Here is a 22,466-nt window from a genome sequence, read left to right as displayed (position 1 = left end):
CGGGCCTACGGAAGGACCGGGAACGGCCGGAAGGTGACCGTCGGGACCAGCGGCGGATCCGGCGGTCCGGGCGCGGGCCCGGACAGGTCCCCGGCGCCGACCGGCAGCACCGCCACGCCGAGCAGGTGCTCCAGGCGGCGGGCGAACGGCCGGAGTTCCGCCGCTCCGCCGGCCGGGACGGCCAGCTCCACCACCCGCCCCGCCAAGGCGAGTTGAGCGACCAGGCGGGCCACCGTCTCGGGCCGGACGCCGAGTTCACGGAAGGCGCCGGGACCGGGTGCGCCGCCCAGCCACAGCCGCAGCCGGCCCGGCGCCACCTCGGCGAAGCGGTCCTCCCGCCGCCACGGGCCGGCCGACCGCTCCGGCCTGATCCACAGCCCGAGCACCCGGCCCAGCGGGTCGAGGGCGACCTCGGTCAGCGCGGCCGCGGCCCGGACCGGCCCGGACAGCGGGTCGGACAGCAGTCCTGCCGGTGACGCGGCGGACGGGTCGCGCAGCGCGGCGGGCGCGACACACTCGTCCAGCAGCCAGACCGGCTCGCCGTGCCGGGAGCGCGGGGCGCCCAGCCAGCGGCCCGGCCGGGCCGTGCGGTCGAGCAGCGCCTCGGCCTCGGGCGGCAGGTCGACCCGTTCCAGGGCTCCGTCCCCGTCCCGGCGGCGCACCTCGGTCACCGACGTCACCGCGGCCGCCGACGTCACCGGCGGGGATCCGGCGGCCGGGGCCGCGAGGACCGTCAGCAGCGCCGGCCACCCCGCGTCGGGGTCGGGCAGCGAGCGGACCACCGGGTCCACGGCGGCGAGGTAGAGGTCCCCCTCCCGGGCGGTCAACTGCCAGCCCAGGAAGGTCGCGCAGCGGGCCAGCACCCCCGGCACCTCCGCCTCGGGGACCGGCCGCCGGGCCGTCCCGCCACCGGCGACCGGCCGGGCCCAGGCGACCTCGTGGCCGTCCGTCAGCGCGTGCTTGGTGGGCGGCAGCTGTCCGCCGGTCAGGCCGAGCAGCCGCAGCACCTCGTGGTGGATCCGGCCGGAGCGGTGCGGTGCCACGTACCGCTGGTCCTGCCGGGTGCGGCCCGCGTACGGCAGCAGCATTGCGTCGAGCCCGCCGAAGATCTCCGGCTGGGTGCGGCCGTAGTTGAGCCGGGCGCACTCGGACCAGAGCGCGACGGCGGGGTGCCGGGCCGGGGCGATCAGGACGTCGTTGCCGACGCCGAGACCGGGATTCATGGTGAAGCCGGGTTCGGAGCCGGCCACCCGGTCGAGCAGGGCGGGCAGGCTCTCGGTGGGGGCGAGGGCGCCCTCGAAGTGCATGTCCCCGTCGATGTAGGCGCCGCCGAACCGGTGGACGATGTCCACCCGCAGGTGGTCGGCGGCCGAACCGTACCCCCGGGGCAGCTGCTTGGCCGTCTCCAGGACGAACGGCAGGTGCAGCCTCATCGGCGCCCCGGCGTGGAACACCTCGGCGAGGTTCACCAGGTGGATGCCGCTGCGCCGGGCCCAGTCCAGCATCGAGCGGACCTCGGCGAGCGGGTCGTCCGCGCCCGGCGGCGGCGCCGGGGCCGCCGCGGCGGCGACCAGGCCGCGGGGCAGATCGGTCCAGAGCACGAAGTCCAGCTCGCCCCGGTGGGCCGCGGCCGCGGCCCCGAAGCCGCGGCGGAACTGGCCCGCCTCGGGCAGCGGTCCGCCGAGCCAGATGGCGTGCACCACGCGGGGGATCCGGGTGTGCTCCGGCAGCAGCGGAACGGGCCCCGGCGGGCGTCCCCAGCGGCGCAGCTCCGGGTCGCGGTGGGCGTCGCAGGTGCGGCCGGGTTCCCGGCCGAGGGCCTGCGGGGTGAGGTCGGCGGCGGTGGGGGCCGGGCGGGTCAGGCAGAGGCGGCGCAGCAGCGGCGCGACCTGCTCGGGTGCCACGGCGTCGAGGTCGACCCCGGCCAGGAAGGCGGGCGGGGGCGGCAGTTCGCGCAGCCCGTACGGGTCGGTGCCGTGCCAGGCCCGCAGCCCGGTCTCGAACTCCGCGGTGTACAGCGGTGCGCCGGTCCGCTCGCGGAGCCAGCCGAGCAGCAGCGGGTCGGTGGGCGCGGCGGTGGCCGGTTCGGGTCCGGCCGCCCGGACGGCCAGGGCGCGGACCTGCCCGGCCAGCCGCTCGGCGCGCTCGCGGCGCAGCCGGGCGGCCGCGTCCAGGCGCTGCCGGACGCCGTCCGCCGCGGCGGGGACGGCGGTCGGCCCGGCCCCGGCCAGCAGCCGGGCGGTCAGCCGTTCGGCGGCACGGGCCAGTTCCGGCTCGTGGTGGTCGAGGACGGCGGCCGCGGCGCGGGCCAGCGCCGCGGTCCGTCCGTGGCCGTCCGGACGAACGGCGGTGTCGAGGCCGTGTACCAGGGCGCGCAGGCGGGCGACGGCGCCGGCCGCGTCCTCGGCGCGGTGTGCCAGCTCGGGGCAGAGCGTTCCGGTGGGCAGCGCGGCGACGGCCTGCCGGACGCGTCGGGCCGCGTGGTCGGCGGCCTCCGCCGGGGTGACGGCGGGGGTCCCGGTGCCGGGCCGGCGGGCGGGCCCGGGAGCGGCGGGGGGCCGTTCGGCGGCCCGGCGGCTCTCCGCGCGCAGGCGGGGCAGCGCGTGGGCGAGGGCCACGGCTCGGGCCACGTCCTGGACGCCGGGCGCCTGGGTGGCTGCGGGGCCGGCCGGCACGGTGGAGGTCTCGGCGGGCACCGTCGCAGGCACCCCGGCGGGCGTCGCGTCCGCTGCCGGCGCGGCTGCCGCCGTGGAGGGCCCGGGACGGATCCCGGCGGGCGTCACCGGTGGCCGCCGGGCGGGCGGGCGGGCGTCGGGCCGGACAGCGGCCGGTGGACCAGGGCCGGGACGGCGGGCGGTTCGGCGGGCGGCCGGCCGAGGGTGCGCAGCACGTCCTCGGAGCAGTGGACCGGGACGTCCAGCAGGTTCCGCAGCCGGGCGGCGAAGGCCCGGTCGCGGGCGGGCTCCACGCCCGGGGTGATCAGTTGGACGGGCCGGCCGGTGGCGCCGAGGCCGAGGACCAGCAGGGCGATGTCCTCCGGTCGCACGGCCAGGTCGAGGATCCAGTCCTGGTGCGGGGAACTGCCGAGCGCGACGCCGAGGTGGCCGTCCGGGACCTGCCCGAACCGGCCGCCGTGGCGCCAGAAGCCGGCGTCGCGGGGCGACCTGAGCCAGAGCCCGACGGGCCGGCCGAGCAGATCGCAGGCGACCTCGGTGTACGGGGCGAGGGCGGCCGCCCGGTCGGCGCCGGGCCGGTCCGTGCGCAGGCGGGCGGGTTCCACCTGTTCGTCGAGGAGCCAGACCGGTCGGCCGGTCGGCGCCAGCGGGGCGCCGATCCAGGCGGCGGGTGGTGGGGTGCGGTCGATCAGGGCCTCGGCCTCGGGCGGGAGACAGGACCGCTCCAGGCGGCCGTCGTCGGTGCGGCGCAGGTCGGTCACCGAGGTGACGGACGCGGAGCCGGTGCCGTCGAGCAGCGGCAGTACCCGCAGCAGGGCGGTCCACGCCGCATCGGGGTCGGGCAGGGTGCGGATCACCGGGTGGGCGGCGGCGAGGTAGAGGTCACCCTGCCGGGCGATCTGCTGCCAGCGCAGGAAGGTGGCGGTCCCGGCCAGGACGGCCAGCACCTCGTCCTCGGTGCGGGCGGCCGGTTCGGCGGGCTCCCCGGCCGGTGGCGGGGTCCAGCTCAGCTCATGGCCGATCCGCAGCGCCGGGCCGGTGCCCGGGAGGTCGAGGAACGGGATCCCGAGCAGGGCCACCACCTGGTACTGGACGCAGCCGGTGCGGGCGGGGGCGATGTAGCGGGCGGTCTCGCCGGTCCAGCGGCCGGCCATGTGCTGCAGGGAGCCGAAGATCTGCGGCTGGGTACGGCAGTACGTCAGCCGGGCACGTTCGGACCACAGCCGGATCGCCGGGTGGCCGGCGGGCGCGACGATGGCGTCGTTGTCGACCCCGCCGGGGCGGGGGTTGACGGTGAATCCGTGGGTGGAGCGGGCGATCCGGTCGAAGAACGCGGGCAACTCCTCGTACCCGCCGCCGGGCCCGCCGCCGTCCGATCCGCCGCCGTCCGATCCGTCGCCGGACGGTTCACCGGTGGCGGCCGGGGTGGGGTCGGTGTCCGGCCCGGCGAAGGCGATGTCGCCGTCGACGTAGGCGCCGCCGAACCGTTCGAGCAGCTCGACCCGGAGCAGGTCGCCGAAGCTCGCGTAGCCGCGCGGGAGTTGCTTGGCCAGCTCCAGGGCCGCCTGCCGGTGCAGCCGCATCGGCGCCTGCGCGTGGAAGACCTCGTGGACGGCGGCCAGCCGGATGCCGTTCTCCTCGGCCCAGGCCAGCAGCCGGCGTTCGTAGGCGAGCGGGTCGCGGCTGCCGGGCGGCGGGGGCGGCGTGGCACGGACCTGTTCGATGCGGGCCCGGGGTACGTCGGTCCACAGCACGAAGTCGACCCGGCCGGTGTAACGGCGGGCCGCCTCCCCGTAGTTGCGCCAGAACACGCTGGTGGCGGGCAGCGGGCGGCCGACCCAGATGCCGTGCACCAGGTGCGGGATCCGGGTCACCGCGGGCAGCAGGGGGGCGCCCGGCGGCTGCCCCCAGCGGCGGAGCCCGGCCGGGCGCGGCCGGGTGCTCACCGCGCCGCGGTCGGCGTCGAGGGCCTCGCGGGTCAGGTCGGCGGGCGCCGGGGGGCGGCGGGTGAGGCTGATCCGCCGCAGGAAGGGGGCGATGTGCTCGGGCGCGAGCGTACCGGGGTCCACGCCCGCCAGGAACGGCGGCGGCGGGGGCAGGGCACGCAGGCCGAACGGGTCGGGGCCGAGCCATTCGGCGATCTCGTGCTCGGTCGCGGGCGTGTAGAGGCCCTGGGTGGTGTAGCCGCGCAGCCAGTCGAGCAGCACCGGGTCGGCCGGTGCGGGTGGCGGGCCGACGGGACCGTACGGGACGTCCTGCGGGCACCGGGCGAGGAGTTCGAGCAGCCGTTCGGTGAGGTGGTCGGCTGCCCGTTCGCGGCGGCGTCGGGCCACGGCGAGACGGCGGCGCAGCCGGGCGCGGGCGGTGGGGTCCTCACGGTGCGGGGTGCCGCCGGTGCGCAGCCGGGCGGCCAGGTCCTCGGTGGCGGCCTCCAACTCCGGCCGGTGCGCTTCGAGTTCGGCGAGGGCGGCGCGGGCGAGGGCGGCGGTCCTGGCCCGGTCGGCCGCGCCGGCGGGTGCGGCCGCCTGCTCCGGTACGGCCTGCGGGGCAGGCCCCGGTGGGCACTGCGGCGCGGGCTCGGGTACGGGCTGCGGCGCGGGCGGCCCAGCCGGTCCGGGTGACGGGGCGTCGGCGGGGGCGGCTCCGGGGAGGCCGGCGGTCAGGCAGCGCAGCCGGGCGACGGCGCCGGCGGCCGCGACGGCGTGGTCGGCGGCCTCCGCGCTGAGCATCCCGGCGGGCAGTGCCTCGACGGCCCGGCGGGCCAGCCGTTCGGCCTCGCGCTGGGCCTCGGCGGGTGCGCCGGTGCCCAGCAGCCGGGTGATCGCGCGGGCGTCCGCGAGCAGCGCGGCGTGCACGCCGGCGGGCAGCTCGGCGCCGCCGTCGGCGGCCGCGGCGAGCAGGTCGTCCACCTGCTCGGCGGCCTGCCGGCCGCGCTGCTTCAGCCGGGGCAGCAGCCGGGCCAGTGCGACGGCTCGGGCGGTGTCCCGGGCCGGGTCGGTCCCGGGCGCGGCGGCGGGCGCGGGCTCGGCGGCGGGCGCAGACGCCGGGCCGGCCGGGTCGGCCGCCGGGGTGAGGAGGTCGGTGGGGTGGTCCATCACAGGTGGTTGGCGATGTCGGTCGCCGCGTCCTTGGCGTAGTCGAACTCGGCGACCAGGTTGATGCCGTTCTCGCCGGCCTTCTCGACCACCTCGCCGATCTTCTTGATCAGCTCGGCGAGGTCCTTGGTGGCCTGGTCGACCTGCTCGTGGTACTGCTTGCCGATCTCGTCGTTGCCGCCGACCTTGAGGTTGAGGTCGTTGATCGCCCGGACGTCGTCCTCCACCTTCTGGATCTGCTTCTTCAGCTGGCCGAACTCCGCGAACCGCTTCTTGAGGTCCTCGGTGATCAGCAGGAGGTCGGTCTCAGCCACCGAACTCCTCCTGCTTCCCGGCCCGGCGGCGGGCGGCGTCCGCGTCGTGGCCCGGCATCATCGCCCGCAGCGGCTCGAGCAGTTCGTCGAGCTCGCCGCCGCCGCTGAGCGAGACGCGGAGCATGTCGCCGATGCCGTCGAAGCCCTTCATCGCCTCGACGACCTTGCCGCCCATCCGGGCCCGGGCCTCGTTGAGCAGGTCGGTGAGCAGGGTGGCGAGCTGGGCGGGTGCCATCTCCCGGTAGCCGGTGGTGTGGAAGGTCATCGACAGCACCTGCCCCTGCGGGCCGACCTTCACCGTGACCAGGCGGTCCTTGGAGGTGACCGAGACGGAGCTGTTGGCCAGCTCGTCGGCGGCCTCCTTGGCCCGGGCGTGCTCGGCCCGGACGGCCGCCATGGCCTGCTCGATCTGTTCGTTGAACGATCCGCTCATGCTGCTCCTGTCGTCGGGGCCCGGGGCCGCCTGCGTGGCCGCCGGACCGGGTGGGTGGCCGCCGGTCAGCGGCCGATGACCCCGCTGACGGCGGTGGTCTCGGTCCCCCAGACCTCCTCCTCCTCGGCCAGCCAGGTGGTGCGCTGCTTGTCCTTCTCGTTGGGATTCCCGGCGCCCGCGCCGGCTCCCATCGGCGGCATCATCGGGCTGCCGCCGGTGGTGTTGACCTTGCTGCCGGTCAGCGCCTCGCGTTCGGCGGCGGCGACCCGGGCGGCCTCCTGCTCCGCGGCGGCGCGTTCGGCCGCGGCCTTGGCCGCCGCCGAGGGCTCGCCGCCGTTGGCGAGCGCCTTGGCGCTCATGCCGTTGCCGCCGCCGGACACCCCGCTGCCGTACGGGCCGCCGCCGAACGAGGAGCCGTCCGGGCCGCCGGACAGCCCGAGGCCCCCGGTACCGGGGAACAGGCCGGCGGAGCCGTCGCCGAACAGCTTGTCGCGGGTGGCGTCGTAGGCGTGGCGCTGGTCGGCGAGCAGCTGGGTGCTCTCCGAGACGGGGTTGCCGTGCTCGTCGCGGATGGTGCCGTCGGGGCCGAGCGTGTAGCCGCTGTCGACCACGATCGGGTTGCCGTTGCGGTCCAGCACGTCCTTGCCGTCCGGACCGATCACATGGCCGTTGTCGCCGATGTGCGAGCCGGGCGGGACCTGGAGGTAGCGGCCCGGGGTGTCGGTGCTCGCGCCGTCGGGGACGGTGATCGGGTTGCCGTTGCGGTCGAGGAGCGGCTTGCCGTCGGCACCGATGACCTGGTGGGTGACCGGGTCGATGTGGCCGCCCGGCGGCACCACGACCGGGTTCCCGTCGGAGTCGAAGACCGGCTTGCCGTTCTTGTCGTACACCGAGTTGCCGAGGCCGCCGGTACCCAGGCCACCGGTACCGAGGCCGCCGGTGCCGAGGCCGCCCGGGCCGGTCAGGTTGTTGCCCAGGCCGGACAGCGAGTTGCCGATGTTCTGGAAGCCGCTGCCGAGCCCGGAGCCGAGCGAGCTGAAGTTGTTGCCCAGCGAGCTGAAGCTGTCCTTGAGCCCGTCGCCCATCCCCTTGAACGCGTCGTTCATGTTGTTGCTGAGGCTGCTGAAGCCGTCGCCGAGGCCGTTGCCGCTGGAGTTGTTGCTGAGGTCCTTGTCGGACGGCGGTCCCGGGCGCAGCGTCACCGGCGCGAGGTTCTTCAGGGTGGACAGCGCGTCGCCGTAGGCCGCGTCCAGGATCCGCAGGGCCTCGGTCGCGCCGGGGTCCAGGATCTTCTGGACGTTCTGCGTCCAGAGGTCCTTGGCGTTGATCTCGACGTGCTGCCAGAACCCGTCGGTGGCGGGGTCGCCCCACGGGGTGCTGACCTTGAAGGTCGGGATCCCGTCGGCGTCGGCGACGGCGCTGGCGGTGGCGCCCTCGAAGGAGGCGAGCATGGCGTCGTGGAGCGCGTTGATCGGCCAGATCAGCCGGGAGTTCCAGTAGTCCTGCTGGGTGTTGACCATCTTGATGACCGAGCCGCCGAGGACGGTCCTGGCGATGTCGAGGTCTTCCTTGGCCTTTCGGCCGCGCAGGTCGTCCTCGAACATCTGCAGTTCGGTGCCGAGCGAGTTCAGCAGCGACCTGAACTGGCCGGCCGCGCTGCCCTGCCAGTCGGAGTCCGGCGCATTCACGGCCTGCGCCCACTCCCTGGTCTTCGGCACCCAGAACTGCAGCAGCGCCTCGATGCCCTTCAGCATGGACACCGCGGCGTCGAAGCTCCAGATGCTGGTCCGGTCGTTCTCGTAGTGGCCCCAGGCCAGCGGGTTCATCACGGTGCTGCCCTGGCGGACGAACTTGCCGAGGTCGGTCGTCTCGGCGGTGAACTGGGGCCAGTTCAGGGTGGCGCCGTAGACCTGGGCGTAGTCACCGGCGGTGCCGCCGCCGGAGTAGTTGAACGAGAACCAGACGTCGAACTTCTTGTCCATCTCGCCGGAGTTGACCGTCGACAGGCTGTACACGGCCGAGCCGTGGCCGCCGATCCAGCTCTGCTTGTCGTAGTTGGCGACGGCGCTGCGCGGGGTGAAGCTGGTCTGCGACGAGCTGGCGAACACCGTCAGCGCGTCTTCCCAAGTCGCCAATTCCGTGTCTCCTCGGTCTCTCTCCGGTTCGGTTCGGTCCTGCGGGCCGGGCCCTGTCGCGGCGGCCCGGCCCGCGGTGCCGGACGGCGGCGGCCGTCAGTGCGAGGCCACCGGCCCGCCGCCGAGCACATCGTTGATCAGCCACATCAGCTGGGAGGCCTTGAGCGCCTCGTCCTCGCCGTTCTGGAGCAGCACCTGGGCGTGCTCCAGGTCGGCGATCAGCTTGTTCAGCTGCCCTTCGATGGTGGTGAACTGCGTCTCGATGGAGCCGCTGTAGGCGGTGAACGCCTTCTGCAGCGCGGCGACGTTGCTGAGCACCGAGCCGCTGCCGGTCAGCAGCAGCGAGTACTCGCCCGGGCCGTGCACGGCGTTCGGCGACGCCTGCTGGAACCGCTGCAGCGCCTTTCGGGCCGGGTCGCTGCGCAGCGCCTCCAGGAAGGGCTGCAGCTTGTCGTGCGCGAAGTCGCGGAGGAATCCGTCCGTCACCTTGAGGGTGCTGGAGTCATCCTGGGGGGTGTCCGACACCGACGCTCACCCCGTCTACTGGTTGGCCATCCCGCGGCCGGTGCTGACGTCGGCGTCCCGCAGGAGACCGTGCATCAGCTCCAGGGCCGCGGCGGCCCGGTCGATGTCGCCCTTCATCGCCTTGTCGGCGTTGTCCAGTTCGGTGGCGAAGGAGAGCGCGCCGTCGGCGAGCGTGCCCTTGAGCTCGTGGCCGAGCCCCTGCAGGAGGAAGGCGCTGGTCTGCTCCATCGCCTCCTCCATCCGGTGGCCCATGTCCTTCAGCATCGCCGTCGCTTCGTCGATCCGGCCGTGGTGGAGCTCAAGGCCTTCGGTAGCCATGGTTCGGTGCCTTCCTTGTGGTGAGCGGGTGTTCGGCCCCCGGGGGCCCGCCGGCGCCGTGCGCCGGGCGCGCGGTCACTGCAGACCGTGGTAGATCCGGTCGCTGTGGTCGCCGACCAGCGAGTTGGCGACGACCACCGCGTCCTCGCCGGTGCGGTCCATCGTGTTCTGGGCGTCGAGCAGCGCCTGGTGGAAGACGCCGTACCGCTCCTGGACCTGGCGGTAGCGGGACTCCCAGTCCTCCATGTTCCGCTGGAAGGCCTCGCTGGACGCCGCCCGGAAGTGGATGGAGACCTCTTCCACGATGGCGTGGACCTGGTTGCGGGTCTCCACCATGTTCTGTTCCTGCTGCTCGACGACGGTCAGTACCTGCCTGACCACCGCCGGATCGTTGAGGATCGTGTCGCCGGCCATCAGCCGTCCCTCCTGAGTGGGGCGGCGGCACCAGCCGCCGCCGCCTTCGTCCCCGGCCGGGAGCCCCCGGCCCGCCATGGGGAACGGCCGCGGCCCGGCGGGTGGTTCAGCCCGTGCAGGGGTCGGCGGCGGCCGGTTCGGTGACCACTCCGCCGGCGGCGAGCAGCGCCGGGTCCAGGCTCGGGCCGGTGGGCAGCAGCGCCAGCAGGGTCCCGGGAACCGCCTGCGGGCCGGCCTTCTCGTAGCCGAGCTGTTTGGCGGCCGCCGCGGAGGGCAGCGGGTACTTCACGCCCGCGTCGGTGACCAGGTAGAGCGTGCTGCCGAAGCCGCTGCCGGTGACGGCGCGGACCAGTGCGCCGCCGCCGGGCCGCACCGCGATCCGGTCGGCGCCGGCGCAGGGCCGGGCGATCCCGGGCTGGGCGGCCGGGGGCTGTCCGGTGACCGCGGCGGCGTCCGTCAGCACCAGCGCGACGGCGGGGGTGCCGTCCGCCGGGCGGAGTTCGGCGCAGACCGCCTGGCCCGGCGCGGCCGGTACCGGCTGCGGTGGTGACGCGGGCAGGCCGGCCGGGGACCAGGGGGCGGCGGCCGCGGCGGGGGCGGCGTGGTCGGCGAGGTCGGCGGGGCCGACCTGGCCGAGTGCGACCGCCGCGCCGCCGTAGGCGTCCTGCTGGGTCCGCGGGTCGCCCTGGACCAGCGCCAGCAGGGTGGCGCCGAGCGGCGCCAGCCCGTCCTCGGTGAGCACGTAGCGGTCCTCGCCCGATCCGGCGAACAGCTGTCCGATCCGGGTCGGTTTCCCGGCCAGCACCGGACCGGTGGCGCCGCGTCGGCGGATCTCGGGCGCCGCCAGGTCGGGCCCGGCCGGGAAGCCGTTCAGGAAGCCGGTGGTGACGGGGTACGGCGTGGCGGCCGCGTACCCGAGGGCGCGCAGCGCGCCGCTGCCGCCGTCGACCCGCAGCCGCCGGCCGCGCCACAGCAGGTACGGCGTGCCGTCGGGGGCGGCGACCAGCTGGCCCTGGGCGTCGGTGGGCCGGCGGCCCGGGGTGTGCAGGCCGATCGACAGCGACAGCTGCGGCGGCCCGCCGGGCGCGGCGGGCACCACGCAGGACAGCCAGTCCGCGGTGCGCAGGTCCTCGGCGGCGGGCAGGCCGTCGGGGGCGCCGACGATGCCGACCGCGGCGCCGCGCTGCGCGCCGTCCAGCGACTTCACGCTGACCTGCTGGAGGGTCAGCTGGTCGCCCGCCAGCAGCTTGGCGCTGGACTGGTTGAGCACCGGGTGCAGCGCGCCGCCCGCGTACAGGTAGCGGGCGCCGGTCTCCTTGACCACCACCAGCGTGCCGGGTTTCTGCCAGCCGGTCGCGCCGCCCGGCACGATCAGGCCGTACACCCCGACCACCAGGCCGATCAGCATGGCGAGGGCGAGGCCGATCACCGCGCCGCGGGTGGTGCGGGCGATCGGGGAGTCGGGGGCGTCCGGTTCGCCGCGCAGCATCCCGGACGAGACCCGGCCCATCACGAACAGATGGGCCTGTACCTGGTCGCGCCTGGACTGCATCGGTGGTTCTCCTTCGACGACATGGGCGAGGACGTGCGCGGCGCCGCGGGCCGGGGGCCGGTCCCGGCCCCCGGCCCGGGTCAGCCGGCCACGGCCCGCAGCACCTGGTAGAAGCCGAGCACCTGGAGGGCGAGCGGCAGCAGCGCGAGCGCGGCCAGCGAGTGCAGCAGGTCGGCGGCGCGTCCCCAGTACGGCAGCAGGCGGCGGCCCGGTACGGTCCAGGCGACGACCGCCAGCAGCGCCGCGACGCCGAGCAGGGCACCGGTCAGCACCAGGCGGCCCTCCCAGCTGCCGTGCAGGCCGAGCCCGCCGGTCAGCAGCACCAGCCCGTACAGGCCGGGCAGCATCACGCCCAGGCGCTGCCAGAGGCTGCCGATCTCGCGGGCGTGCAGCAGGAGCAGCACCGACAGGTCGGCGGCCATCGCGGGCAGGCCCCAGCCGGCGCCGCCGGCGATCAGGGTCAGGCAGGCCGAGCAGGCCAGGCCGATCGCGATCAGGAAGGCGGTCAGGTAGCCGTCGGCGACGGCGCTGCGGGCCAGCACGTCCTCGGCCGGGAACGGCTCGATGTCCTCCTGCAGTTCCTCCGCGTTGCGCGGCAGGGCCGGCAGTCTCAGCCCGGCCAGCTTGAACGAGATGCCGGGGACGAACGCGCCGAACAGCACCGCGACGGCGGCCAGGACCGCCGCCGAGTGCTGCGGCTGCACGTCGAACAGCGCCATCGCGCCGGCGCCGCCGGCGAGCACCGCCAGCGCCAGCAGCGCCAGGAAGAACGGCATCGAGCGGCCTACCACCGCGAGCGCCAGCACCACCGCGCCGGCCGCGGCCGAGCCGCCGGCCAGCAGCCGGGCGGCGCCGGTGATCCCGGGCAGCAGGACGGCGGCGGCGACCGCGTACCCGGCGCCGGCCGCGCCGAACGCCGTCCCGGCGGCGGCGTCGCCGACCGAGCGGGCGGCGCCCCCGGCGGCGAACAGCAGCAGGACGGCGGCGACCGCGGCCGCGGCGCAGCGCATCTGGGCGGGTCCGGGCAGCGCCAGCAGCACGATCCCGCCGGCCAGTGCCACCAGGGCCATCGCCAGGGCGAGGTGGTGGGTCATCACCGGGCGCCAGGAGTCGCCGCGGGCCAGCATGCCGCTGCGGACGCCGTCGACCAGGTCGTCGAAGTGCACCGGCGGCAGGGCGGCGACCCGGGGGCGCAGGAAGAGTTCCTCGCCGTCGCGCAGGCCGAGCGCCTCCAGGGTGCGTTCCTCGTCGAGGGGGTCCCCGCCGAGGCGTTGCAGCACCCAGCCGGCGTGTTCGATGCCGGACTCCTCGACCTCGGCGCCGGCGTGGCCGAGCACGCCGGGCAGCAGGTCTGCCAGCACCACGTCACTGGGCACCGCCAGTTCGAAGGCCGCGCCGGGCGCCCGGAATCTCAGCCTGCACAGGCCGGCCACGGCTCCACTGCTCACGCCTGTTCCACCCTCCGTCCGGCCCGGGTCGCGGGGCCCTCCGACCGGAGCTACGTCCGGTGGTGCGGTGGCGGTTCAGCTGCGGGGTGAACCGCCCGGGGCCGGCGGGCCGTGCCCTGGGTGGGGCGGCCCCGGGCCGCCGGTGAGCGCGTCGAGTCGAGGAGTGGTCCGTTGAGCGTGGTCGTGGTCGACCGTCCGCCCCGGCGCCCGGGACCGGAGATGCCCGACGGGGACATCCAGCTCCAGGAGCCGCCCGGTCTGCCGGAGTCGCAGAGCGGGCTGTCCAACATGCTGATGATGGCGCCGATGGCGCTCAGCTCGTTCTCGATGCTGTTCATCTTCATCCACCCGCAGGGCGGCGGCGGTGGCCCGCTGACGTACGTGGCGATGGGCATGATGGGCCTGTCCGCGGTCGGCATGCTGGTGGTGCAGCTGATCCGTGGCGCCAGTGACCGCAAGCGGCAGCTGCGCGCCGAGCGGCGGGACTACCTGCGCTACCTGTCGCAGATGCGCCGCCAGGTCCGGCGGCACACCGTCAAGCAGCAGGAGGCGCTGGCCTGGCGGCACCCGGAGCCGGGCGCGCTCGGCTCGCTGGTGCGCACCTCCCGGCTGTGGGAGCGCCGGGCCTCGCACCCCGACTTCGGCGACGTCCGGATCGCGGTCGGGGCGCAGCGCCTCGCGGTGAAGCTGGCGCCGCTGGCGACCAAGCCGGTCGAGGACCTGGAGCCGCTGTGCGCGCACGCGCTGCGGCGGTTCATCCACGCGTACGGCACGCTGCCCGGGCAGCCGATCGCGGTGCACGTGCGCGGCTACGCCCACGTGCTGCTGCACAGCGGTGAGGACGACGGCCCGGCGCGGGCGCTGGCCCGGGCGATGGTGGCGCAGCTGGCGTTCTTCCACGCGCCGGACGAGCTGCGGATCGGCGTGGTGGCGAGCCCGGAGCGGCAGGCTGAGTGGGAGTGGCTGAAGTGGCTGCCGCACGCCCTGCACCCGGACGACACCGACGGCGCGGGCCCGCTGCGGCTGGTGGCGGGGTCCGTGGTCGAGCTGGAGCAGTTGCTCGGCCAGGAGTTCGCCGCCCGGCCGCCGTGGGAGCCGGAGGCGCAGCCGGGCCGGGACGAGCCGTACACGGTGGTGGTGGTGGACGGGGTGCAGCTGCCCGCCACCGGCCGTACCGCGCTGGCGGGCTACCGCAACGCGACCGTGCTGGACGTCGGTGACGCGCTGGAGTGGAAGCAGTCCAAGTACCGGCTGCGGCTGCGGATCTCGGACGGCGCGCTGGAGCTGGTCGGCTCGGACCGCAACCGCCGTGACAGCGTCACCGCGCTCGGCCGCCCGGACGCACTGGGGCGGCCCGCGGCACGGCGCTTCGCGACGCTGATGTCGCCGTACCGGCTCGGGGACTCGGTGGACGCGGCGGAGCCGCTGGCGGGCGACTTCGACCTGACCGCGCTGCTCGGCATCAAGGACCTGTACCGGCACGACGTGCGGCAGGCCTGGGCCGAGCGCCCCCGTGAGCAGCGCCTGCGGGTGCCGCTGGGCCTGGGCGCGGACGGGCTGCCGGTGGACCTGGACATCAAGGAGTCGGCGCAGGGCGGGATGGGTCCGCACGGGATGCTGATCGGCGCGACCGGCTCCGGCAAGTCGGAGCTGCTGCGCACCCTGGTGCTGGCGATGGCGCTCACCCACTCATCCGAGACGCTGAACTTCGTGCTGGTCGACTTCAAGGGCGGTGCGACCTTCCTCGGCCTCGACCAGCTGCCGCACACCTCGGCGGTGATCACCAACCTGGCCGACGAGGCCTCGCTGGTGGACCGGATGCGGGACGCGCTGCACGGCGAGATGATGCGCCGCCAGGAGCTGCTGCGTTCGGCGGGCAACTACACCTCGCTGCTGGACTACGAGAGCGCCCGGGCCGCCGGCACCCAGCTGGACCCGATGCCGACGCTCTTCGTGGTGGTCGACGAGTTCTCCGAACTGCTCGCCGCGCACCGCGACTTCATGGAGCTGTTCATCATGATCGGCCGGCTCGGCCGGTCGCTGGGCGTCCATCTGCTGCTCGCCTCGCAGCGCCTCGACGAGGGCCGGATGCACGCCCTGGAGTCCCATCTGTCGTACCGGATCGGCCTGCGGACCTTCTCCGCGATGGAGAGCCGCGGCGTGCTGGGCGTCCCGGACGCCTACCAGCTGCCCTCGCAGCCCGGCAACGGCATCCTGCGCAGCGACATCGCCACCCTGACCCGGTTCAAGGCCGCGTACGTGTCCGGCCCCTACCGCCACAAGCGGTCCTCCCCCGCCGAACAGGCGGTGGTGGCGGGGCAGATCGTGCCGTACGGCACCGGGTACGTGGCGCCCCGGCAGCCCCCGGTGGTGGTCCAGGAGGAGGAGCCCGAGGAGGAGCCCACCCACACGCTGCTGGACCTGGCGGCCGAGCGGATGCTCGACGCGGGCCCGCCGGCCTACCGGGTGTGGCTGCCGCCGCTGGACGTGCCGCCCACCCTGGACGAGCTGCTGCCGCCGCTGGCCCCGCACCCGGCGTACGGGCTGACCACCGACGGGTGGGCCGGGCGGGGCGGGCTGTCGGTTCCGGTCGGGGTGATCGACCGGCCGTTCCAGCAGATGCGCGACCTGCTGACGGCGGACCTGTCCGGCGCGGGCGGGCACATCGGCATCGCGGGCGGGCCGCAGAGCGGCAAGTCCAACCTGGTGCGCACGCTCATCTGCGGGCTCGCGCTCACCCACAGCCCGCGCGAGGTGCAGTTCTACTGCCTGGACTTCGGCGGCGGCACGCTGTCGGCGCTGCGCGACCTGCCGCACCTGGGCGGGGTGACCGGCCGGCACGACCCGGAGCGGGTGGGCCGCACCCTGGCGGAGATCAACGGCATCATCGCCCGCCGGGAGCAGAGCTTCGCCCGGCTGGGCATCGACTCGGCCGCCTCGTTCCGTCAGCGCAGGGCGGCGGGCGACCAGGCGCTCGCCGACGAGCAGCACGGTGACGTCTTCCTGGTCGTCGACGGCTGGAACACCCTGCGCCAGGAGTTCGCCGACCTCGTCCCGGTGATCAGCCTGATCGCCGGACGCGGCCTCAACTACGGCGTCCACCTGGTGGTGACGGCCGCCCGCTGGGGCGAGATCACCGGCGCGCTGCGGGACCAGCTCGGCACCCGCTTCGAGCTGCGGCTCGGCGACCCGGTGGACTCCACCGTCAACATGCGGGCCGCCGCCACCGTGCCGCGCACCCCCGGCCGCGGCATCACCGACGAGCAGCTGCACTTCCTCACCGCCCTGCCGCGGATGGACGGCTGCGGCGGCAGCGACGACCTCGCCGAGGGCGTCGCCGACCTGGTCGACGCGGTCGGCGACCACTGGACCGGCCCCCGGGCGCCCGCCGTCCGGATGCTGCCGCTGGAACTCCCGGCCGCCTCGCTGCCCGCACCGCACGGCAGGCTGCGGGTCGCCCTCGGTCTGGAGGACCGGGAGATCTCGCCGCTGTGGCACGACTTCGAGGAGTCCCCGCACCTGCTGGTGGTCGGCGACAGCGAGTCCGGCAAGACCAACCTGCTGCGGCTGCTGGTCTCCGGGATCACCTCGGCGTACGCGCCCAACGAGGCCCGGATCATGCTGGTCGACTTCCGCCGCGGCCTGTACGAGCTGGTGCCGGAGGAGTACCGGCTCGGCTACGCGGTGGCGGTGGACGTGCTCAAGCAGATCGTCCAGGGCGCGGCGCGCGCGATGGAGGGGCGGGTGCCCAGCGAGGAGATCTCCCCGGCCCGGCTCAAGCTGCGCGACTGGTGGACCGGCCCGGAGCTGTTCGTGATCGTCGACGACTACGACCTGATCTCCGCACCGCCCGGCGCCCACCCGTTCGCCCCGCTGCTCGACCACCTCGCCCAGGGGGCCGAGCTCGGCCTGCACCTGATCGTGGCGCGCAGCGCCAACGGCATCGGCCGGGCCATGACCGATCCGCTGCTGCGCCGGCTGGTGGACGTCAACACCCCGGCGGTGCTGCTGTCCTGCCCGCCCAGCGAGGGCACCCTGTTCGGCAGCGTCAAGCCGCGTCAGCTGCCGCCGGGCCGCGCCCTGCACATCACCCGGCGACGTACGGTGCAGCTGCAGACCGGCCTGGTCGCGGCGCCCGCCGAGGACGGCCCCGGCGGGTGAACCGTGCGCGGCACCGGCCGCGTATACCTGGGCAGGGCCGCGCCGCGAGTGCGGGCCCTGACCGGCGAGCAGGGGAGACGTACCGCATGGCCGACCAGGAGCCGCGACGGACCGGCGGGCAGGCGGCCCGCCGGGTGATCCGGGGCGCCCGGTGAGCAGGCCGGCCGCGCTGCCGGCGGCCGGTTCCGCGGACGGCCCGGCGGCGGACGGCCCGGCGCCGCGGTGGCGGTTCGGCCGCCGGCCGGCCGGCCCGGAGCCGGTCCCGGCCGTCACCCGGCCGGTGCCCCCGGCACCCCGCTCGGGGCTGCGCCCGCTCGGCCCGCACTTCGTGATCGCCCCCGACTCGGTCGGCGACGACGAACTGGCCGTCGCGGTCGGCAGCCTGCAGCCCGTCCCGGACTCGGTCATCGTGGTGGCCGCCGCACCGGACGCCGCGCCCGTGCTGCGCGACCGGATGGGCGAGCTCGGCGACATCGCCCGGGCCCGCGGCGCCTCCACGCTGATCCTCGCGGCGTCCGGGCTGGCCGCGGCGGCCCCTTCCGGCCGGCGGCCGTCCGAACTGGTCGCCGCGAAGGCCGGGGTGTCGGTGATCGCACCCGACGGCCTGGTCGCCATCCAGCCGGACGGCACGCTGAAGGTGTCGGCGCCGCCCGGTCTGACCCAGCCCGCGTCCTGGTGGATCTGCCGGCCGGGCGGCAAGCCGCACCGGCTGCGCGAGACGGTCACCGGGACCACCCCGGGCGAGGCCCGGGAGAACCTGCCCGCACCGGCCTCCGCCCGGCCGCTGCTCCCGGCGGCGGTCACGGTGACCCGGCTCGCCGCCGGGTACTGGCTGAACCACGTGACCGCTCCCCCGCCGGGGCCGCTGCCGGCCGTCGGGGAGATCTGCGCGCCGCCGGGCACGGTGGTCCTGCTGGTCGGCACCCCGCAGCAGCCGGCCTTCGACCCGGGCGACTTCGCCGACGCCGTCCTCGCCCTCCCGCTCGGCGGCGCCCAGCTGCTGGTCAGCGCACCGTGGGCGGATCCCGAGACGCTCACCGTGCTGGCCGGTACGGCGGCCGAGCGGCTCGGCCGGCCGGTGCACGCCGCGATCGGCCTGCCGGTGGCCGGCCGGGTCGGCTACACCACCCGGGTGCTCGACCGCGGCGGCGCCGCCACCTGGGAGCCGTACCTGATCCGGCTGACCTCCACCGACCGGCACCGCATCGTCACCTCGGCCTGGCGCGACGGCGGCGCCCGCTGGACCCCGGCCGGGCCGGGGATGTTCCAGGCCTTCCCGTACTGGGCGCTGGAGGCCGTCCCGGCCGGGCTCTGGCTGCGGCCCGACCCGCCGTACGCCTGGGCGCCGCGCTTCCTGCGGCCTGACCCGGGACGGCCGCTGCTGATCGTCGGCGAGCAGTCGCGGCTGATCACCCAGGACGTCTGGGAGGAGCTCGGCAACCTGCTGGACCGCTGCCCGCCGCCGGGGCCGCGCGGCTTCGGCCTGCTGCTGCACGGGCTGGTCGACGCGGCGTCCGAGTCGGTCGGGCGGTTCGTGGCCCGGATGCACGACCTGGAGTGGCTCGGCCCGATCGGCTCGCCGGTCCCGCTCGCCCTCGCGCCGGGCCCCGCACCCGTCCCGGCGGTCGCCCCGGCGCCGGGGCCGTCCGCGGTCCCGTACCCCGCACCGCACCCGGCACTCGGCGGGGGCGCCGCGGACCGCCACGCCCTGGGCTCAGGCCCCGGCCCGTTCCCGGGTCCGGGCAGTCCGGCCCTCCCGCCACCCCGCCACCCGTCCACCGCCGCCGACCCGCTCGGGCTCGGCCCGGACCCGCTCGGCCCGGACCCGCTCGGCCCGGACCCGCTCGGGCCGGATCTGCTCTGGCCGGATCGGCTCGGCGCTGGGGCGAGCGCGTACCCGGTCACCGGGCCGGACGGCGTGGCCGCCACAGGTACCTCCAGCGGCGCCACCGCCGGCGCCTCCGTGGGTGCCGCCACCGGCCCGTTCCCGGGTCCGGGCGGTCCGGCCCTCCCGCCACCCCGGCACCCGTCGACCGCCACCGACCCGCTCGGGCTCGGCGGCGGGCCGGGCCCGTACCCGGTCACCGGGCCGCACCCGGTGACCACGACCACCGCCGCCGACCCGCTCGGTACCGGGCCCGCCGCGGCGGCCGCCGACCCGGCGCCGGCCCCCGCGCCCACCGCCGCACCCGAGCCCGAAGCCGGGGCCGAACCTGAGCCCGCGGCCGCACCCGAGCCCACGCCGCAGCCCGGACCGCAACCCGCACCGCAGCCCGCACCGGAACCCGCCGCCGGGCGGCTGTTCGGTCCGCAGGATCTCGGGGCGCTCAGTGCCGCCCACACCGCCACTCACACCGCCGCCGTCAGCAGCCCCGCAGAGCGGGACGCCGTCCGGCTGCTGCTCGGCGAGCACTACACGCGCTGCGCCGGGCGGGTCGAGCAGGCCGCGACCCGGCTGCCGGGGCTGCGGTCGAACAGCAGGGACGACATCAAGCCCGATCTGGTCGCCGTGCTGCTGCACCACCAGGCCGGGGACGTCCCGGCGAGCCGCGCCGAGCTGATCGGAGCGGCCCGCTGCGGGGTGCCCGGCCGGCTGGCCCCGTTCCTGGCCTGTCTGGGGTCGGGACTGCGCCGGCTGCCCAGCCACCACGGTGCGGTCCTGCTGGGCGCCGAACTGTCGCCGGAGGCGCTGGCCGCCTACCGGGTCGGCGTGCACCTGGTCGAACCCGCGCCGGCGGCCGGGCTGACGTCACCGTCGGCGGGGCTGGGCACCGCGGTGGAGTTCGCGGTGTGGTCGTCCACCGGGCGGCGGACGGCCGCGTTCGGGGCGGACGGGGAACCCGCCCAGGTGGTGTTCGCGCCGGGGAGCCGGTTCGTCGTCCTCGACGTGCTGCCGGGGGACGACGCCGGGCGGCCGTCCCGGGTCCTGCTGCGCGAGGCCGCGCAGACCGCCGCCGCGGACTCCGGCGACCGCGACCGCAGTGCGCTGGAGCGGCTGAACGGCTGGCTGGAACGCCGTGACAGGGTGGCGCCTGCCGACCGTACGGCGGTGGACCGCCCGGAGCGCTTCCGGCTGGCCCTGGGCATGGACCTCCCGGTGCCGTAGGTGTACTGACCACCGGCCCGGGCACAGCCCGCCCCTGCCGCCTCCGGCCGGTCGCAGACCTGCCGACCCACCGTCCCACCGTCCCGCAGACCTGCCGACCCGCCGTCCCGCAGACCGCCGGGGGCGGCGGTCAGCAGGTCCGGGACGGCAGGATGAACCGGGCCCAGGTCGGTGCGTCGAGCCCGGCCGACCGGCAGTGTCCGACGACCTGCTCGGCCGTGGCCAGGGCGTCCCGGACGGTCGCCGGCTCGATCCGCATCGCCGCCCCCATCTGCAGGTCGGTCCAGCCCCGGTCGGCGAGCAGCAGCACCACTCCGGGGCGGGCCCGGCGGTCGGTCCGGCCGAGCTCCATCAGCTCGAGGTCGCCCCAGCGGGCCAGCCCCTCCCCCAGGGCCAGCAGGTCGTGGATCTGCCCACTGAACCTGCGGCGCTCGGCGGGGGTGAGGCCGCCCCAGACTCCGTCGCTCTCCTCGTGCTCCATCGCCCGGGTCAGGCAGGGCTCCCGGACCAGGCAGCCGCCGCAGACCAGTTTGGCGGCGCGGGTGCGGGACGCGGCGTTCTCGGCGCGGACCCCGAAGAAGATCTCCGGGTCCACGTGGCGGCAGGCGGCCGCCTCCATCGACGGCCGTCGGGTGATCGACTGTACGGACATCAGCTGCCTCTCCCATCGGTGCTCACCCGGCGGGCCGCCGTTCGCACGGCGAGCGCCTGTGGCCGGGCGTCCTCAGGACAGGAGACGCATCGAGCGGACGCTTCGGTTCAGTCGGCACCGATCCGCCGACGGTTTTCCCTGTCTTGACAATTTTTCTTGTCGGTCGCACCCTGAAGAGGTGCTTGATGTCGCAGTGATCGAGGAACCCGCCGCGGCCGAGGCCTCCCTGGACCCGATACGGTCCCGGATCCTCGCCGCCCTGGCCGAGCCCGGCTCGGCCGCCATGCTGGCCGGCCGCCTGGGACTGCCCCGGCAGAAGGTCAACTACCACCTGAAGGAGCTGGAGCGGCACGGGCTGGTCGAGCTCGCCGAGGAGCGGCGCCGGGGCAACGTCACCGAACGGGTGTACCGCGCCACCGCCGCCTCGTACGTGATCTCGCCGGCCGCGCTGGGCGCGGTCAGCCCGGACCCGGCCCGCTCCCCCGACCAGCTGTCGGCCCGCTGGCTGCTGGCCCTGGGCGCCCGGCTGGTCCAGGAGGTCGGGGGGCTGCTGACCGGCGGCGCCCGGGCCGGCCGGCGGGTCGCCTCGTTCGGGATCGACGCCCAGGTGCGGTTCGCCTCCGCGGCCGACCGGGCGGCGTTCTCCGAGGAGCTGGCCCAGGCCGTGGCGGACCTGATCGGCCGCTACCACGACGAGTCCGCCCCCGGCGGCCGCCGCCACCGGGTGGTGGTCGGGCTGCACCAGGTCCCCACCGCCGCCGTCCCCGGCACCACCGTCCCCGGCACCACCGCGGCCGCCGGGGGGAGCCCGACCGGCCGGGCCCGGGACGACGGGCCCCCGCCGCCCACCCGTACCCCCGCCGCCCAGGACGGGCCGGAAGAGGAGAACCGAGGATGACCCACCCGTTCGAAATCGGGCTGGAGACGAGCCTGCCCGCGAGCCCCGAGCAGGTCTGGGAGGCCATCGCCACCGGGCCGGGGATCGACTCCTGGTTCATGGGTCGCAACCAGGTGGAGCCGCGCGAGGGCGGGACCGCCGCCATGGAGACCGGCGGCCGCCGGGCGGAGGCGCTGATCACCGCCTACGAACCGGCCAAGCGGTTCGCCACCCGCACGCCCACCGCCGAGGACGGCCGGTTCATGGCCTTCGAGTACCTCATCGAAGGGCGCGAGGGCGGCAGTACCGTCCTGCGCGTCGTCCACAGCGGCATGCTCGGCGACGACTGGCAGGACGAGTACGACGCGCTGCGCCGCGGCTGGCCGTTCCACCTGGGCACCCTGCACGCGTACCTGACGCACTTCCCCGGACGCACCGCCGTCCCGGTCTTCGCCGCCGCGCCGACCGCGCTGGCGCCGCAGGAGATCCGGGCGGCGCTCGCCCGCGGGCTGTCGATCCCCGTCCCGGTGGCCGTCGGGGCGCCGGCCCGGGGCGGTCCGGACGCGCCGGTGCCGCTGGACGGCGAGGTGGTCCGGGCGGACGACGAGCGCTTCGAGGTCCGCACCGCCGACGGGATCTACACCTTCCACCAGGGACCCGGCATCGCGCTGATGTTCCACCACCTGTTCGGCGCCGCCACCGAGGGCGCCGAGGACGCCTGGCAGCGGTGGCTGACCGCCCTGCTCACCTGAACCCCTCCC

At 76.1% G+C, this 22,466-nt stretch carries 15 protein-coding genes; 4 read left to right on the top strand and 11 right to left on the bottom strand.

The features are described from left to right. Positions 1-5 precede the first annotated feature (5 nt). From AC2TEW_RS06365 to eccD, 10 genes are all read right to left on the bottom strand, one after another. Entirely contained in the window at positions 6-2,696 is a 2,691-nt protein-coding gene (locus AC2TEW_RS06365; protein ID WP_484622325.1) for a hypothetical protein, read from the bottom strand. A gap of 83 nt (positions 2,697-2,779) precedes the next feature. Beyond that, positions 2,780-5,770: a hypothetical protein gene (locus tag AC2TEW_RS06360; RefSeq protein WP_484622324.1), complete on the bottom strand. Its 2,991-nt coding sequence runs from the start codon at positions 5,768-5,770 to the stop codon at positions 2,780-2,782. Further along, positions 5,770-6,084, bottom strand: a complete 315-nt coding sequence (locus tag AC2TEW_RS06355) for a hypothetical protein (RefSeq protein WP_484622323.1) — start codon at positions 6,082-6,084, stop codon at positions 5,770-5,772. Before AC2TEW_RS06355 ends, AC2TEW_RS06360 begins: the two co-directional genes overlap by 1 nt. Beyond that, a complete protein-coding gene (locus AC2TEW_RS06350; protein ID WP_484622322.1) occupies positions 6,077-6,517 on the bottom strand; it encodes a YbaB/EbfC family nucleoid-associated protein in 441 nt (146 codons plus the stop codon). Before AC2TEW_RS06350 ends, AC2TEW_RS06355 begins: the two co-directional genes overlap by 8 nt. A gap of 65 nt (positions 6,518-6,582) precedes the next feature. Further along, a complete protein-coding gene (locus tag AC2TEW_RS06345) occupies positions 6,583-8,652 on the bottom strand; it encodes a hypothetical protein (RefSeq protein WP_484622321.1) in 2,070 nt (689 codons plus the stop codon). A 96-nt stretch (positions 8,653-8,748) separates the two neighbouring features. Further along, on the bottom strand, positions 8,749-9,177 hold the full coding sequence (locus AC2TEW_RS06340) for a hypothetical protein (protein WP_484622320.1): 429 nt from the start codon (positions 9,175-9,177) through the stop codon (positions 8,749-8,751). Between the two features lie 15 nt (positions 9,178-9,192). After that, the gene (locus tag AC2TEW_RS06335) at positions 9,193-9,495 is read right to left on the bottom strand and encodes a hypothetical protein (protein ID WP_484622319.1); all 303 of its coding nucleotides are present in this window, start codon (positions 9,493-9,495) and stop codon (positions 9,193-9,195) included. 75 nt (positions 9,496-9,570) lie between these two features. Next, complete coding sequence (locus AC2TEW_RS06330; RefSeq protein ID WP_484622318.1) at positions 9,571-9,909, bottom strand: BAR domain-containing protein; 339 nt, start codon at positions 9,907-9,909, stop codon at positions 9,571-9,573. Between the two features lie 106 nt (positions 9,910-10,015). Continuing rightward, the gene (gene eccB, locus AC2TEW_RS06325) at positions 10,016-11,461 is read right to left on the bottom strand and encodes a type VII secretion protein EccB (RefSeq protein ID WP_484622317.1); all 1,446 of its coding nucleotides are present in this window, start codon (positions 11,459-11,461) and stop codon (positions 10,016-10,018) included. Between the two features lie 80 nt (positions 11,462-11,541). After that, positions 11,542-12,909 (bottom strand): type VII secretion integral membrane protein EccD, encoded by a 1,368-nt coding sequence (gene eccD / locus AC2TEW_RS06320; RefSeq protein WP_484622316.1) that lies wholly within the window; start codon positions 12,907-12,909, stop codon positions 11,542-11,544. A 171-nt stretch (positions 12,910-13,080) separates the two neighbouring features. On the opposite strand from eccD, the gene eccCa reads away from it, so the two are divergent. Both eccCa and AC2TEW_RS06310 read left to right on the top strand, forming a co-directional pair. Further along, positions 13,081-17,070 (top strand): type VII secretion protein EccCa, encoded by a 3,990-nt coding sequence (gene eccCa, locus AC2TEW_RS06315; RefSeq protein ID WP_484622315.1) that lies wholly within the window; start codon positions 13,081-13,083, stop codon positions 17,068-17,070. Between the two features lie 151 nt (positions 17,071-17,221). Further along, positions 17,222-20,176 (top strand): hypothetical protein, encoded by a 2,955-nt coding sequence (locus AC2TEW_RS06310; RefSeq protein WP_484622314.1) that lies wholly within the window; start codon positions 17,222-17,224, stop codon positions 20,174-20,176. Between the two features lie 130 nt (positions 20,177-20,306). Here the strand turns inward: AC2TEW_RS06310 and AC2TEW_RS06305 are convergent, their stop codons facing one another. Further along, positions 20,307-20,828, bottom strand: a complete 522-nt coding sequence (locus tag AC2TEW_RS06305; RefSeq protein ID WP_484622313.1) for a WhiB family transcriptional regulator — start codon at positions 20,826-20,828, stop codon at positions 20,307-20,309. A 178-nt stretch (positions 20,829-21,006) separates the two neighbouring features. Here AC2TEW_RS06305 and AC2TEW_RS06300 point away from each other — a divergent pair, with 178 nt between their 5' ends. Next, positions 21,007-21,726, top strand: coding sequence for an ArsR/SmtB family transcription factor (locus tag AC2TEW_RS06300; RefSeq protein WP_484622312.1), 720 nt, complete (start codon positions 21,007-21,009; stop codon positions 21,724-21,726). Then, positions 21,723-22,457, top strand: coding sequence for an SRPBCC family protein (locus tag AC2TEW_RS06295; RefSeq protein ID WP_484622311.1), 735 nt, complete (start codon positions 21,723-21,725; stop codon positions 22,455-22,457). Before AC2TEW_RS06300 ends, AC2TEW_RS06295 begins: the two co-directional genes overlap by 4 nt. The last annotated feature ends 9 nt before the right edge of the window (positions 22,458-22,466 follow it).

The sequence above is a fragment of the Kitasatospora sp. NEAU-CNBT7 genome (assembly GCF_057220535.1).
Note: the sequence above shows the minus strand (reverse complement) of the source record. Positions and strands in the feature narration are given on the sequence as shown.

Coding starts and splice junctions, on each gene's coding strand:
- AC2TEW_RS06330 (WP_484622318.1), bottom strand. CDS start 9,909: ATGGCCGGCGACACGATCCTCAACGATCCGGCGGTGGTCAGGCAGGTA.
- eccB (WP_484622317.1), bottom strand. CDS start 11,461: ATGCAGTCCAGGCGCGACCAGGTACAGGCCCATCTGTTCGTGATGGGC.
- AC2TEW_RS06360 (WP_484622324.1), bottom strand. CDS start 5,770: ATGGACCACCCCACCGACCTCCTCACCCCGGCGGCCGACCCGGCCGGC.
- AC2TEW_RS06350 (WP_484622322.1), bottom strand. CDS start 6,517: ATGAGCGGATCGTTCAACGAACAGATCGAGCAGGCCATGGCGGCCGTC.
- AC2TEW_RS06295 (WP_484622311.1), top strand. CDS start 21,723: ATGACCCACCCGTTCGAAATCGGGCTGGAGACGAGCCTGCCCGCGAGC.
- AC2TEW_RS06335 (WP_484622319.1), bottom strand. CDS start 9,495: ATGGCTACCGAAGGCCTTGAGCTCCACCACGGCCGGATCGACGAAGCG.
- AC2TEW_RS06305 (WP_484622313.1), bottom strand. CDS start 20,828: ATGTCCGTACAGTCGATCACCCGACGGCCGTCGATGGAGGCGGCCGCC.